The 12,450-nt window shown below is 62.9% G+C and carries 18 protein-coding genes; 10 read left to right on the top strand and 8 right to left on the bottom strand.

The window, feature by feature from the left end; translation table 11 throughout:
* Positions 1–18: 18 nt before the first annotated feature.
* The 6 genes from pip to cysS form a co-directional block, all read right to left on the bottom strand.
* Positions 19–981: a prolyl aminopeptidase gene (pip, locus tag BC363_RS22325; protein ID WP_065787272.1), complete on the bottom strand. Its 963-nt coding sequence runs from the start codon at positions 979–981 to the stop codon at positions 19–21.
* Positions 981–1,481 carry a GFA family protein gene (locus BC363_RS22320; RefSeq protein ID WP_065787273.1) on the bottom strand — a complete coding sequence of 167 codons (501 nt, stop codon included), beginning with the start codon at positions 1,479–1,481 and terminating at the stop codon, positions 981–983. Before BC363_RS22320 ends, pip begins: the two co-directional genes overlap by 1 nt.
* Positions 1,478–1,954, bottom strand: a complete 477-nt coding sequence (locus BC363_RS22315; RefSeq protein ID WP_065787274.1) for a GFA family protein — start codon at positions 1,952–1,954, stop codon at positions 1,478–1,480. Before BC363_RS22315 ends, BC363_RS22320 begins: the two co-directional genes overlap by 4 nt.
* Positions 1,951–2,442: a GFA family protein gene (locus BC363_RS22310; RefSeq protein ID WP_065787275.1), complete on the bottom strand. Its 492-nt coding sequence runs from the start codon at positions 2,440–2,442 to the stop codon at positions 1,951–1,953. Before BC363_RS22310 ends, BC363_RS22315 begins: the two co-directional genes overlap by 4 nt.
* A gap of 12 nt (positions 2,443–2,454) precedes the next feature.
* Complete coding sequence (locus BC363_RS22305; RefSeq protein WP_065787276.1) at positions 2,455–2,835, bottom strand: VOC family protein; 381 nt, start codon at positions 2,833–2,835, stop codon at positions 2,455–2,457.
* Between the two features lie 108 nt (positions 2,836–2,943).
* Positions 2,944–4,335, bottom strand: a complete 1,392-nt coding sequence (gene cysS, locus BC363_RS22300; RefSeq protein WP_065787277.1) for a cysteine--tRNA ligase — start codon at positions 4,333–4,335, stop codon at positions 2,944–2,946.
* A 414-nt stretch (positions 4,336–4,749) separates the two neighbouring features.
* On the opposite strand from cysS, the gene BC363_RS35580 reads away from it, so the two are divergent.
* Positions 4,750–4,902 carry a hypothetical protein gene (locus BC363_RS35580; protein WP_167590824.1) on the top strand — a complete coding sequence of 51 codons (153 nt, stop codon included), beginning with the start codon at positions 4,750–4,752 and terminating at the stop codon, positions 4,900–4,902.
* Between the two features lie 13 nt (positions 4,903–4,915).
* Here BC363_RS35580 and BC363_RS22295 read toward each other — a convergent pair whose 3' ends face one another.
* Positions 4,916–5,695, bottom strand: coding sequence for an SOS response-associated peptidase (locus BC363_RS22295; RefSeq protein WP_065787353.1), 780 nt, complete (start codon positions 5,693–5,695; stop codon positions 4,916–4,918).
* 61 nt (positions 5,696–5,756) lie between these two features.
* On the opposite strand from BC363_RS22295, the gene BC363_RS22290 reads away from it, so the two are divergent.
* The 9 genes from BC363_RS22290 to BC363_RS22250 all read left to right on the top strand — a co-directional run bounded on the left by BC363_RS22290 (position 5,757) and on the right by BC363_RS22250 (position 11,431).
* Positions 5,757–6,224: an NUDIX domain-containing protein gene (locus tag BC363_RS22290; protein WP_065787278.1), complete on the top strand. Its 468-nt coding sequence runs from the start codon at positions 5,757–5,759 to the stop codon at positions 6,222–6,224.
* Entirely contained in the window at positions 6,224–6,676 is a 453-nt protein-coding gene (locus BC363_RS22285) for a TIGR02301 family protein (RefSeq protein WP_065787354.1), read from the top strand. The genes BC363_RS22290 and BC363_RS22285 overlap by 1 nt, the downstream gene beginning before the upstream one ends.
* A 159-nt stretch (positions 6,677–6,835) precedes the next feature.
* Entirely contained in the window at positions 6,836–7,105 is a 270-nt protein-coding gene (locus tag BC363_RS22280; protein WP_115420638.1) for a hypothetical protein, read from the top strand.
* 16 nt (positions 7,106–7,121) lie between these two features.
* The gene (locus BC363_RS22275) at positions 7,122–7,892 is read left to right on the top strand and encodes a hypothetical protein (protein ID WP_065787279.1); all 771 of its coding nucleotides are present in this window, start codon (positions 7,122–7,124) and stop codon (positions 7,890–7,892) included.
* A 71-nt stretch (positions 7,893–7,963) separates the two neighbouring features.
* Positions 7,964–8,809 (top strand): folate-binding protein YgfZ, encoded by an 846-nt coding sequence (locus tag BC363_RS22270; RefSeq protein ID WP_065787280.1) that lies wholly within the window; start codon positions 7,964–7,966, stop codon positions 8,807–8,809.
* On the top strand, positions 8,806–9,414 hold the full coding sequence (locus BC363_RS22265; protein ID WP_065787281.1) for an HD family hydrolase: 609 nt from the start codon (positions 8,806–8,808) through the stop codon (positions 9,412–9,414). The genes BC363_RS22270 and BC363_RS22265 overlap by 4 nt, the downstream gene beginning before the upstream one ends.
* 1 nt (position 9,415) lies before the next feature.
* Positions 9,416–9,955, top strand: coding sequence for a tyrosine phosphatase family protein (locus BC363_RS22260; protein ID WP_065787282.1), 540 nt, complete (start codon positions 9,416–9,418; stop codon positions 9,953–9,955).
* Positions 9,942–10,937: an NAD regulator gene (locus BC363_RS22255; RefSeq protein WP_065787283.1), complete on the top strand. Its 996-nt coding sequence runs from the start codon at positions 9,942–9,944 to the stop codon at positions 10,935–10,937. The genes BC363_RS22260 and BC363_RS22255 overlap by 14 nt, the downstream gene beginning before the upstream one ends.
* A 245-nt stretch (positions 10,938–11,182) precedes the next feature.
* On the top strand, positions 11,183–11,431 hold the full coding sequence (locus BC363_RS22250; RefSeq protein WP_065787284.1) for a hypothetical protein: 249 nt from the start codon (positions 11,183–11,185) through the stop codon (positions 11,429–11,431).
* Between the two features lie 97 nt (positions 11,432–11,528).
* On the opposite strand, the gene nadC is transcribed toward BC363_RS22250, so the two are convergent.
* Positions 11,529–12,437: a carboxylating nicotinate-nucleotide diphosphorylase gene (gene nadC / locus BC363_RS22245; RefSeq protein ID WP_065787355.1), complete on the bottom strand. Its 909-nt coding sequence runs from the start codon at positions 12,435–12,437 to the stop codon at positions 11,529–11,531.
* Positions 12,438–12,450: the final 13 nt, after the last annotated feature.

Raw genomic sequence — 12,450 nt, 5'->3', positions numbered from 1 at the left:
TCCAATAATACTCAGTCGTTATTCGGTCTTGCCTGCGAATTTATCCGTGGCGCGGATCAGCTGGTCGAGGATACCGGGCTCGGAATAGGCGTGCCCTGCCCCCTCGATCAGGTGGAAGTCGGCCTCGGGCCAGGCCTTGTGCAATTGCCAGGCATATTTGGCCGGGCATGGCATGTCGTAGCGGCCCTGGACGATCACGCCGGGGATGCCATGCAGACGATGGGCATCCCGCAGCAATTGTCCGTCGTCCATCCAGCCGGCATTGACGAAGAAGTGGTTCTCGATGCGCGCAAAGGCATCGGCAAACTCGTCCTCCTCGAAGCGGCCGCTGGTCGACAGTTCCGGAAGCAGCGTAATCGTCTCGCCTTCCCAGATGCTCCAGCTTTTGGCGGCAGCAAGCCGCGTCGCCCTGTTGTCGCTGGTCAGGCGCCGGTGATAGGCATTCATCATCTCGTGGCGCTCGTTCTCGGGGATAGGCGCGATGAAACGCTCCCATTTGTCCGGAAACATCTCCGAGACGCCGAACTGATAGTACCAGTCAAGCTCCGCCTTGGTCAGCGTATAAATGCCGCGCAGCACCAACTCCGTGACCCGGTCCGGGTGTTTTTCCGCATAGGCGAGCGCCAGCGTCGATCCCCAGGACCCGCCGAACACCTGCCATTTTTCGGCCCGTGCCATCTCACGCAGGCGTTCGATATCGGCGACGAGGTGCCAGTTGGTGTTGGCTTCGATCTCCGCATGCGGCGCCGACTTGCCGCAGCCGCGCTGGTCGAACAGCGTCACGTCGTAAAGCACGGGGTCGAACAGCCGGCGATGGTTCGGCGAGATCGTGCCGCCGGGCCCGCCATGCAGGAACACCGCCGGCTTTGCCCCCGGCGTTCCCACCCGTTCCCAATAGACGGAGTGACCGTCGCCAACGTCGAGGTGGCCCGACGCATAGGGTTCGATTTCCGGGTAGAGCGTGCGCAGTGCAGCCGTCATTATAAGTCTCTCATGGGTGGCCAGTGCACCGTATCGTAGTCGGGATGCTGGCGGTTCGTTTCGAGCACAAGCAAGTGTCGGGTGGCCGACAGTTCGCTGCCGTCGTCGGTTTGCCTTTCGGGCAGTTTCGCCAGCCGCGCGAACCACACCATGCGCGATTCCACGCCCGACTGATAAACCGGCGGCAGATCGTCCGGGTCGTCGAGCGAACCGAGCACGATGTTGAGGAAGTCCTCGTCCGGCATGTCATAGAACAGCGGCGTTCCGCAATCGTGGCAGAAGGCGCGGCGCACCAGATGCGACGAGCGAAACCATGAGGGCTGCCCGCGGGTAATGTCGAAATTGTCGCGGGCGATATTGGCAAGCGGCATGAAATAGTTGCCGGCGGCCTTCTGGCACATGCGACAGTGACAGATATGCGCATCCGCCAGCACGCCTTCGGCGCGGTAGCGGACCGCTCCGCACTGGCATCCGCCGGTAAAGATGCGCGAAATCGTCATCTGAACACTCCCGGTTCGTGCCACTGCTCGGTCTCGTGATCGGGATGCTGGAAGGAGATGATGCTCTCCTGCCTGCTATAGAAATCCGGATCCGTCAGCACCGGCTGGTCGAAGATGGTCTCGACCCAGGGGAGCCGCGAGGCATAATTGACCTGTATCTGCGGCGCCAGATCGCTGCGATCGTCGAAGGTCCCGATGGCAATCTCCATGCCGCCGGGATGGCGGTAGATCATCGGCGTGCCGCATTTCGGGCAGAAACCGCGATCGATATTGACCGAAGACTGGAAATAGCTCGGTTCGTCGCGCGTCCACTCGATGCCATCCTTCGGCGCCGTCACCAGCGCAGAGAAGAAGGAGCCGAACTGCTTCTGGCACATGCGGCAATGGCAGATCGACGGACGGCCGAGCTGTCCGCGAATGCGGAAACGAACCGCGCCGCATTGGCATCCGCCTGTTCTAACCGTGTCGGTCATTTCATGTCCTCCGGGGGCCAGGTTTCGGTGTCATGGTCGGGGTGCTGATAGGATACAAGATCGGCAAGAAAGGACGCGGCGTCGGCATCGGCCATCGTCTCCTCGCCCGGAAGCGCAGGCACTTGGTCGACATAGGGCAACTTGCCCTCAATGCCCCACTGGATTGTCGGCACGATCCCCTGCGGTTCGTCGAAGGCGGCGATCGCCAGTGCCATGCCATCGGGCGCCTCATAGGTCAGCGGCGTGCCGCAATCGCCGCAAAAACCACGCCAGCCGAAGTTGGATGACTGGAAGCGTTTGCGCTCGCCGCGCGTCCAGGTGACATGCGCACCCCGCACCGACACCAGGGGCAGGTAGAAGTTTCCGCTCGCCTTCTGGCACATGCGGCAATGGCAGACGGACGCGTTACCAAGAACGCCCTCGACGCGGAAGCGCACGGCACCGCATTGGCAGCCGCCGGTATGATACGGCCTGTTGTCAAGGCTCATCGCGACGTCTCCTCAAGCCGGCGCATGGCAGACCGCCTCGATATTGTTGCCGTCGGGATCGAAGACGAAGGCGGCATAATAATCCGGATGGTAGTGCGGCCGCAGCCCCGGCTTGCCATTGTCGCGTCCGCCGGCAGACAGGGCCGCGTCGTAGAAGGCGTCGACTTCGCTGCGGCTGCGTGCGGTGAAAGCATAATGTCGCCCCGGACCTGCGACGGCCTCGTGCAGCCAGAAGACCGGACGTTCACGACCGTAGCCGCCGACCTTGACGCCGCCGGTATGCTCCGCCGGCACCATCATCAGGAGCGACGCTCCGAGCGGGGCGAATGCCTTGTCGTAGAACGACTTCGACTTGTCGAAGTCCGCAACCGAAATGCCCGTATGATCGATCATTGCACGAACTCCTCCTTCACGCGCCCCTCCTCATGCCGCCAAGCCGCGACCGCCGTCCCCTGCCCGGACGCCACTGGCCCTCAGGCCAATCGGGAACGGCAGGCAGCTTCACCGCTTCACTTCCCAGGTCGTCACGCGCTCGCCCGTGACCGGGTCCTTGCCGTCCTTGAGCTGGATGCCCTGGGCCAGCAGATCGTCGCGGATCCTGTCGCCGGCAGCGAAATCCTTGGCTTTGAGCAATTCGAGACGTGTCCGCACGCGGCCATCGACTTCGTGCACGACGGCCTCGTCGAGTTCAACGGCCTGCGGCACGATACCGAGCAACGACGCGCTTGCGGCAAAGCTGCCCCTCAGGCTCGGATCGCTCACGGCCTTCTGCGCCAGCACATGCAGCGCCTGGACGGCCGCCACCGTGTTCAGGTCGTCGGACAGCGCCGTGACGATCGCCGGATCGACCTCGCCCTTTGCCTCGCCCGGGACCGGCCATTTGGACAGCAGGTGCTCGGCCTCTTCCAGCCGCTTGATCGAGAAATCGATCGGCTCGCGGTAGTGAGTCATCAACATGGCAAGGCGCAGCACGTCGCCCGGCCATTTGCGGCCGCCGAACTTTTCGGTGTGCAGCAGTTCGTAGATGGTGACGAAGTTGCCTTCGGACTTCGACATCTTGCGGCCTTCGACCTGCAGGAAGCCGTTGTGCATCCAGACATTCGCCATCACGTCCGTGCCGTGGGCGCAACGCGACTGGGCAATCTCGTTCTCGTGGTGCGGGAAGATGAGGTCGAGCCCGCCGCCGTGGATATCGAAGACCTCGCCGAGATAGCGCCCGCTCATGGCAGAGCACTCGATGTGCCAGCCGGGACGACCCCTGCCCCATGGGCTTTCCCAGCCGGGCTCGTGATCGGCCGAGAGCTTCCACAGCACGAAATCGCCCGGGTGCTTCTTGTGCACCTCGACGGCGACGCGGGCGCCGGCCTGCTGCTCGTCGAGATTGCGCTTGGAAAGCTGCCCGTAGTCCGGCATCGACTTGGTATCGAACAGCACCTCGCCGCCGGCCTTGTAGGCATGGCCCTTGGCGATCAGCTTGTCGATGATGTCGATCATCTGCGGAATGTTGTCGGTCGCGCGAGGCTGCACGTCAGGATCGAGGCAGCCGAGCGACTTGGCGTCTTCGAGAAACTGCGTCTCGGTCTTCTCGGTCACATGCCGGATCGCCTCGTTGAGCGGCAGGCCGGGATAATCGCGCAAGGCGCGCGCGTTGATCTTGTCGTCGACGTCGGTGATGTTGCGAACATAGGTCACCTTCGGCGCGCCATAGACATGGCGCAGCAGTCGGAAAAGAATATCGAAGACGATGACCGGACGCGCATTGCCGATATGGGCATAGTCGTAGACGGTCGGGCCGCAGACATACGTGCGGACATTGTCGGGATCGATGGGCCGGAAATCGACCTTCTCCCGCGTCAGCGTGTTGTACAGCTTAAGTGTCGGCACTCCGCCCATTCCAAATCTCCAATACGCATGCGACCATCAGAAATACGGCGCCCCGGGAGGCCCGCGCGTTTGTCATCTTGGATTTCGGGAGACGAAAACGGCCAGGCCAGCGAAGCGCTAGCGAATAATCTTCCGGCAGATAATGCAGGTAACCGTTTTCATGGCCACACTTATCGCGCTTCGCATGGCGCCGGTCAAGTGGCCAGCGGCATGCGAAGCACAGCCGGCTATCCAAGCGTAGGCATGGTCATGGATTTGTCATGATTTGGCTTATCTGGGATCGCGACGCGGGAAAGAGATTCGCGGTGCAGCTTGGCCCTACACCGCAGTTCCTGTCTCCGGAGAAACTGAGGAGGAGCGTCGTTGTCGCCTATGCAAGCGACAACGAGGAGTTTCCGGTCCAGGGAAAGCATCAAGGAGTGCATGCAAGTGAAGGCCGCCAAGACCACCGACATCGCCAAGACATCCGCCGATCTGGTTCAGCAGTACCGCCCGCTCGGCCTCAAGGCCGTGCTGGCCGCTGCCCTGCAGGTCAAGGCAAAGCCCGCCGGCAAGCTGAAGAAGCAGCCGGCATAGACACATCCGCGGATCAGAACAGGGACATCTGCCCGTCGTCGGGCTTGTCCCCGTTCCTGTCGTCCTTCGCCTGTGCTTTCGGCGCCAGCTGTGGGACGATCGCCTCCTGGATATCGGGGCCTGCATTGGCAACCTTGTTGACCTTGTCGGATACGGGGATCGCTTCGAAGTAGTCCTGCGACGCCGGCGCCATCAGATCGGCGACGTCGCGCGGCTCCTGCGTCTTGCAGTCCAGCCAGCGGGCAAAATCTTCCGGCTGGATCACGACCGGCATGCGATCGTGTATGGGCGCGATCGCAGGATTGGCGCTGGTGGTGAGGACCGCGGCGGTGTCGACTTCTGAGCCGTCTGCGGAAGACCAGGTTTCCATCAGGCCGGCAAAAGCGACGATGCCGCCTTTGCGCGGGCGGATCCAATAGGCCTGCGAGGCCTCGCCACTGCCCTTTGCGGGGCGATGCCACTCATAGAAGCCCGACGCCGGCACCAGCACGCGACGATGGCGCATCGCAGCGCGAAACGACGCCTTTTCGATCGCCGTCTCGGCGCGGGCATTGATCAGCAGCGGAAAATCCCGCGGGTCCTTGACCCAGCCAGGCGTGAAACCCCAGCGAACGAGAAGGGCCTTGCGCTCCGGCAGGTTGCTCCCCGGCCCGCCACCATCTGCAGCGACGACGACGATGATCGGCTGCGTCGGCGCAATATTGAAGCGCGCCGGAAAGTCATCGCTCTCCAGCAGGCCGAACAGCTCTATCAATTCTTCCGGGGTCGCCGTCAGCGCAAAACGTCCGCACATGACATGGATGTGGCACTTCACGTAGGATGGGTCAACGATAGCGATCGAAATTGATTCCACCATGCCGAAACAGCCCGAACTCGCCTCTTCCGTCATTCTCGAACGCGATGGCCGCTACCTCCTGGTGCGACGCGCCAATCCGCCGTCGGCCGATATGTACGCTTTTCCTGGCGGACGCGCCGAGCCGGGAGAAACGCCGGAGCGGACGGCCTTGCGCGAATTGCAGGAAGAGACCGGCATTCGCGCCCGTAGCCCCGTGCTGTTCGAAACCTACGATCTGCCAGGCAAGGAATCGGAAGGACGGCATTTCTTCCTCTCCGTCTTCAGGGCGCAGGCGGACGCGACGGCCGTCGCCGTTGCCAGCGACGATGCGGCCGGCCTCGGCTGGTTCACGCCGGACGAGATCTTTGCGCTTCCCATTCCCGACAGCGTTCGCGAATGCGTGGAAAAACTGGCAGCTCAGGCTGCAGCAAACGCAAAGACGGGCGGACGCCTTGAAACAGCCGCCGATTCGGACTTGATGGGATGATGACATTCGGCCCGACCATCACCCGCCTGATCGTGACAACCCTGCTGCTCGCGACGGCAACCACCGCTGTGGCGCAGAAGACGGCGGCACCGCCGCAGGACAAGACGGAGGCGCAAGCGCCCGCCCCTGTCGTCGTCGAGGAAAAACCGACGCCCTACGACCAGAGACTGATTCGCCTCGCCGAGGTTCTCGGCTCCGTCCACTATTTGCGCAATCTCTGCGTCAAGGAGCCCGAGGATGTCTGGCGGCGCTCGATGCAGGAGCTGATCGACAAGGAAACGGCCAACGAGGAAAAACGGCGCGAGCGTATGACCGCCGCCTTCAACCGGGGGTATCGCACCTTTGCCTCCGTTTACACGACCTGCACGCAGCAGGCGATCGTCGCCGAGCAGCGATATCGTGCCGAAGGAGCAACACTTGCGTCAGAAATCGTCGCCCGCTTTGGAAATTAGCAATAAATTAACCTCTTTTCTCACGACCCCGTGTCGTTTCGGGAAAAGGCTGCTAAGTTCGTTAAGAGAGTGGTAAGAAGTGACAACCGGGTCACGGTCGTTCAGTTGAAGTTCAGCCGGACGACGTTAAAGTGAGCCACTTGCAGCAATGGAAGTCGCATGGAACGAATGATGGAACCAAGCCTGACCGACATCGATGACATGATCGTCCACGAGAAAATGCAGGCAGCGCTGGAACACCAGAACGAGGCCTGGGCGGACGGCATGGCTGATGGCATCGAGCCAGAAATCATCGCCGATGCGGCCATCGCTCTAGCCATGCGGGAAACCGTTCGGCTTCATGGTGAAGACGGTGCGGAAGCGATGCTCAATTCGCTTCGCGAGCGCATGCTCGCCGGTGAATTTTCGCCCCAACGCTCGCTTCAGTAATATCAGGACTGCCCTTATGAGCCGGAACCATGCAAACCGGACCTCTCCGGTTCGCCTTGTTACGCTGCTTCTGGCCGGTGTCGCGCTGAGCGTTCCGGTTATGACGTCGCCCGCATTTGCGCTCAGCGAATTGCAAGAGGCGCCCAATGCACTCGCGAGCGACCAGAACGCCACCCCTCCGTCAGCCGAGCCTGTGGATGACGAACCGGATCAGGAAGAAAAGATCCCGCTCGAAATCCCGATGCCGGACCCGCTGATCAACAAGTCGGCGACAGCAACGAAGGACGAACCGGCCGCCGAAGAGCCGAAGACGGTCGACCCCATCGAAGTGCTGAGCGACGTTTCCAAGATACCGGCGCCCGTGGCGCGCATGCGCGAGTTGATCGTCGAGGCGGCCGCCTCCGGCGACATCGAGCGGCTGCGGCCGCTTCTCGGCAAAGGCCCGACACAGACCCAGGTCACCGGTGTCAGCGCCGACGAGGATCCGATCGCAGTCCTGAAAAGCCTGTCGGGCGACCAGGACGGCGTCGAGATCCTGGCGATCCTGCTCGACGTGCTTTCGACCGGCTTCGTGCAGGTCGACAAGGGTACGCCGCAGGAAGCCTATGTCTGGCCCTATTTCGCCGAAAAGCCGCTGTCCTCGCTGACCGCCCCCGAAAAAGTGGACCTCTTCCGACTGGTGACGGCGGGCGATTTCGCCGACATGGAAGAATTCGGCAGCTACAACTTCTATCGCGTCGGCATCATGCCCGACGGGAAGTGGAAATTTTTCATCGCCGGCGACTGAGCGGCGGCGATACGCTTGCCGTTCATCCCTGAACATCCTACCTGTTCGGCAATGTGAACAGGATTCGAGCCATGCCAAGAGTTCGCCTCGACGACCGCGCGATCGTCTCCGTTTCCGGCAAGGATGCGGAAGATCTTCTCCAGGGGTTGATCACCACCGATCTCGATGCCCTCGCCCCTGACGAGGCTAGGCCCGGCGCGCTGCTGACGCCGCAGGGCAAGATCCTGTTCGATTTCATGATTTCCCGTGACGGCGAAGGCTTGCGGCTGGAAACCGCTGCCGACCAGGCCGAGGCCCTCCTGAAGCGGCTGACGATGTACAAGCTGCGCTCTGCCGTGGTCCTGTCGCTCGACACCTCGACCCCCACCATCATCGCCTTCGACGAACCGCAGGCCGACGGTTACCGCGATCACCGCTTCGCGAAGGCCGGTGCTACGGTGTTGCGTTCCTATGGAGGGACCGAAGCGGACACGACGTCGGCTGCCGACCTCGAGCAACTGCGCATTGCCTCCGGCATTGCCGTTTCCGGTCCCGACTACGCACTGCAGGACGCCTTCCCGCATGATGTGCTGATGGACAAGAATGATGCGCTGTCCTTCCGCAAGGGCTGCTATGTCGGCCAGGAAGTCGTCTCGCGCATGCAGCATCGCGGCACGCCGCGCCGCCGCGTGGTGATCGTCGCCGGTGCAGCGGCGCTCCCCCCAACCGGCACGGCGATAACGGCAGACGGCAAGCCGATCGGCACGCTCGGCACGGTGCGTAACACGTCGGCCTTGGCGATCGTGCGTATCGACAAGGCCGGCGAAGCGATGGCCAACGGCGTCGACCTTCTCGCAGGCGACGTGCCCGTGACGTTGACGCTACCGGAGTGGACCGGGCTTGCCTTCCCAACCACCGCCGACGAGGCAAGCGCGTGACCTCGGCGCGTGCCTGGCAACGCATGCTTTCCGGACGGCGGCTCGATCTGCTCGACCCGTCGCCGCTCGATGTCGAGATCAGCGACATCGCCCACGGTCTTGCCCGCGTCGCTCGGTGGAACGGCCAGACAGCCGGCGACCACGCCTTCTCCGTCGCCCAGCACAGCCTCATCGTCGAGGATATCTTTCGCCGGAGCTACAAGTGCAACGCCGACGACTGCCTGATGGCGCTGCTGCACGACGCACCGGAATATGTGATCGGCGACATGATCTCTCCCTTCAAGGCCGTGGTCGGCGGTGGCTACAAGCTGGTCGAGAAACGGTTGGAAAGCGCCATCCATTTGCGCTTCGGTCTGCCTGCCCATTGCTCGAAGGAACTGAAGGACCGGATCAAGAAGGCAGACCATATCGCCGCCTATTTCGAAGCGACAGCGCTTGCCGGCTTCGCGACAGAAGAAGCGCGAAAGTTTTTCGGGCAGCCGCGCGGCATCACCCGCGACAGCCTGCTGATCGACCCCTTGCCGGCAGTCGAGGCCCAGCGTCTGTTTACCGAGCGTTTTGCTAAGCTCGAGGCGGAACGCGCCGCTGCGAAGGTGGGTGCCTGAGATGCCGCGGATCGTCGTATCGCCCCTTGCCCGCATCGCCGAAATGGCCGTCCGTCACGGCTGCACGGAAATGCTGAGCCTTGTCGCCAAGGGCCAGGATTTCCATCGCCCGGCGGTCATCTCCAAGGCACGGCACCTGACACTGGGGATGAACGATATCAGCTTTGCCGGCACCGGCGGGCTCATCGCCCCGCAGGAAGAGCACGTCCAGCAGATCATCGATTTCGCCAAAGGCTGGGACCGCACGCGGCCGATGCTCGTTCATTGCTGGATGGGCGTTTCCCGGTCGCCGGCCGCCGCCCTGATCGCCGCGCTTGCGGTGGAACCCGAGCAAGACGACCGGCAACTGGTGGAGCGGTTGAGGCTGGCCTCGCCCTATGCGACGCCGAACACACGGCTTGTCGAAATCGGTGACGCCGTCTTATCCCGTGGCGGGCGGCTCGTCGCTGCCGTGCGCTCGATCGGCCGCGGCGCCGATACCGACGGCAATGTTCCCTTCATGCTGCCGCTTGTTGCCGAAGGAGCCCATGTTGGCGACTGAGATGCAGGCGGTCACCGTCGAAATCGGTCTCAACGCGGCCATCGTTGCCGTCGTCAACCGCAGCCCGCGCATTCTGGCGATCAACGAGGCTGATGGCGACGCACGGGACAGCCTGCCCTTCGGCCCCTTCGATCCCGCACGCCACCGCACCTTCGAGACCAGCCTGCGCGACCGCGTGGAAAAGCGCACGGCGCTCAAGCTCGGCTATATCGAGCAGCTCTACACCTTCGGCGACCGTGGACGGCAGCGGCTGCCGAGCGAAGAGGGCAAGCACATGGTCTCGGTCGGCTATCTCGCCTTGACGCGAACCGATACCGAAAACACCGAGCGGCTGGCCGAAGCCGGTGCACATTGGCGCGACTGGTACGGTTACCTGCCGTGGGAGGACTGGCGCCAGGGCCGGCCCGTCATCCTCGACCAGATGATTTTACCGGCGCTGTCGCGGTGGGAGCTTGGCACATCCGATGACGAACGCATGGCGCCAGGCGCCCAGCGACGCGCGCGCATCCGTCTTGCCTTCGGTCTCGGCGATTTCCCGTGGGACGAGGAGCGGGTGCTGGAGCGCTACGAACTGCTCTACGAGGCCGGTCTCGTGCACGAAGCGGTTATCGACGGCCGCAGCCGGGAGCAGGACAGCCCCGCCGCCGGGCAGGCGATGCGCCACGACCACCGCCGCATCGTCGCAACTGCGATCGCCCGGCTGCGCGGCAAGATCAAATATAGGCCGGTCATCTTCGAACTGATGCCGCCCGAATTCACCCTCACCGATCTGCAGGCGACGGTAGAGGCCATTTCCGGCCGCCACTTGCACAAGCAGAATTTCCGGCGTCTGGTCGAAGGCGCGGAACTGGTCGAGCCGACCGGCATGACGCTGGCGTCGACCGGCGGAAGGCCGGCCGCACTCTTCCGCTTCCGTCGCCAGATCCTCGACGAACGGCCGGCACCCGGTCTCAAGGTGGGCGGCCGCTCATCTTCTACATAAAACGCTTCAGCGGGAGCGATCAGAGCGCTATGCTGGCGATCGAATGGCTGGCGCGGTTTAAAGTGCGGGTTCACGCCTAACATTTCGACACATACGCGCTACATTGCTTCGATTGGATAGCGTGCCGGCTATGTTCCGGCCAGGGTGAAAAAGAGTCATAGAAAAGCTCTAACTCCTTGTTTTCACGCATTTCCCGGCGGAAGAACGCGCCGCACTTTTCCTGGAAATGCTCGAAGGAAGAACACATGCTGCTTGCGCTTGCGCTGCTCACCAGCCTGCTGACCGAACAGCCTCTCGTGCCGAACCCACAGGGGAACAAGGCGATTCCCGACTATTTCAAAAACAGCCCGACTGGCGGTGGCCAGCCCGGGGTGACGATCTGCAACCTCAATGGCGAGGATAGGCGAGGACAGTTCAAGATCTGTCGCTATGACTGCGGCACGGAGATCACCATCGACCAGCGCGTCGTCTGCCCCTTCATCCAGCAACGCTAGCGCCGGTTTCGGCTGCGCGGGCGGTCACTGGACAATGCCTTAAACCGGAATCGATTCATGGATTTGCCCGGGGCGCTTCAAGCTTTGCCGCGGGACTTTAGCGTTTGATCGCAACGTCCAACCCGATGTCGAGCGTCGGCGCAGCCATGGTGATCTTGGAGGTCGAGATATAGTCGACGCCGGTCTCGGCGATAGCGCGGACCGTGTCGATCTTGACGTTGCCGGAGGCTTCCAGGCGCGTGCGTCGGGGATCGGCGGCATAGGCATCGGCGCTAAGCTGCCAGTGGGCGGCATTGACCGCCACGGCTTCACGCAGGCGCTCCGGGCCCATGTTGTCGAGCAAGATGACGTCGGGCGAGGCGGTCAGCGCCTCGCGCATCTGGTCGAGGCCATCGACCTCGATTTCGATCTTGACCAGATGGCCGCAATAGGCACGGGCCGCATGCACGGCACCGGCAACGCCACCGGAGACGGCAACGTGATTGTCCTTGATCAGCACGGCATCGTCGAGGCCGTAGCGATGGTTTGAACCACCGCCGAGGCGCACGGCGTATTTCTCCAGCGCACGCAGGCCAGGAATCGTCTTGCGCGTGCAGCAGATCTTCGCGCGCGTATGGGCAATCTCGTCGGCAAATTTCGCCGTATAGGTGGCAATTCCCGAGAGATGCATGAGAAAATTCAGGCCGACACGCTCGGCCGAGAGAAGCCCGCGGGCGCGACCGGAGATCCGGGCAATCGCCGTTCCCGATGCGACGCTGTCGCCGTCCGAAACCAAGGCCTCGAAGACGATGGACGGATCGACGAGCCGGAACGCCGTGCGCGCGAGTTCGAGCCCGGCAATCACCCCGGGATCGCGCGCGTTCATGCCGGCTGTTGCCGTCAATTCCGGCCCGACCGTCGACAGGGTCGTAATGTCGCCGGCGCGGCCGAGATCTTCGAGCAAAGCGGCGCGCACCTGATCCTCGACCATCAGGGCGGGCAGTTCGGGGCGAAGGGCTGCAGTCATCTGGTCGTTGTTC

The sequence above is a fragment of the Ensifer sp. LC384 genome (assembly GCF_001695865.1).
In the GTDB taxonomy this organism is placed as follows: domain Bacteria; phylum Pseudomonadota; class Alphaproteobacteria; order Rhizobiales; family Rhizobiaceae; genus Ensifer.
Note: the sequence above shows the minus strand (reverse complement) of the source record. Positions and strands in the feature narration are given on the sequence as shown.

Bases quoted from the DNA above. Each gene is read 5' to 3' on its own strand.
- BC363_RS22255 (WP_065787283.1), top strand. From the start codon at position 9,942: ATGTTGGCGACTGAGATGCAGGCGGTCACCGTCGAAATCGGTCTCAAC.
- BC363_RS22275 (WP_065787279.1), top strand. From the start codon at position 7,122: ATGAGCCGGAACCATGCAAACCGGACCTCTCCGGTTCGCCTTGTTACG.
- BC363_RS22285 (WP_065787354.1), top strand. From the start codon at position 6,224: ATGACATTCGGCCCGACCATCACCCGCCTGATCGTGACAACCCTGCTG.
- BC363_RS22315 (WP_065787274.1), bottom strand. From the start codon at position 1,954: ATGACCGACACGGTTAGAACAGGCGGATGCCAATGCGGCGCGGTTCGT.
- nadC (WP_065787355.1), bottom strand. From the start codon at position 12,437: ATGACTGCAGCCCTTCGCCCCGAACTGCCCGCCCTGATGGTCGAGGAT.
- cysS (WP_065787277.1), bottom strand. From the start codon at position 4,335: ATGGGCGGAGTGCCGACACTTAAGCTGTACAACACGCTGACGCGGGAG.
- BC363_RS22310 (WP_065787275.1), bottom strand. From the start codon at position 2,442: ATGAGCCTTGACAACAGGCCGTATCATACCGGCGGCTGCCAATGCGGT.
- BC363_RS22280 (WP_115420638.1), top strand. From the start codon at position 6,836: ATGGAACGAATGATGGAACCAAGCCTGACCGACATCGATGACATGATC.
- BC363_RS22270 (WP_065787280.1), top strand. From the start codon at position 7,964: ATGCCAAGAGTTCGCCTCGACGACCGCGCGATCGTCTCCGTTTCCGGC.
- BC363_RS35580 (WP_167590824.1), top strand. From the start codon at position 4,750: ATGCAAGTGAAGGCCGCCAAGACCACCGACATCGCCAAGACATCCGCC.
- BC363_RS22320 (WP_065787273.1), bottom strand. From the start codon at position 1,481: ATGACGATTTCGCGCATCTTTACCGGCGGATGCCAGTGCGGAGCGGTC.
- BC363_RS22305 (WP_065787276.1), bottom strand. From the start codon at position 2,835: ATGATCGATCATACGGGCATTTCGGTTGCGGACTTCGACAAGTCGAAG.
- BC363_RS22250 (WP_065787284.1), top strand. From the start codon at position 11,183: ATGCTGCTTGCGCTTGCGCTGCTCACCAGCCTGCTGACCGAACAGCCT.
- BC363_RS22295 (WP_065787353.1), bottom strand. From the start codon at position 5,695: ATGTGCGGACGTTTTGCGCTGACGGCGACCCCGGAAGAATTGATAGAG.
- BC363_RS22290 (WP_065787278.1), top strand. From the start codon at position 5,757: ATGCCGAAACAGCCCGAACTCGCCTCTTCCGTCATTCTCGAACGCGAT.
- BC363_RS22260 (WP_065787282.1), top strand. From the start codon at position 9,416: ATGCCGCGGATCGTCGTATCGCCCCTTGCCCGCATCGCCGAAATGGCC.
- pip (WP_065787272.1), bottom strand. From the start codon at position 981: ATGACGGCTGCACTGCGCACGCTCTACCCGGAAATCGAACCCTATGCG.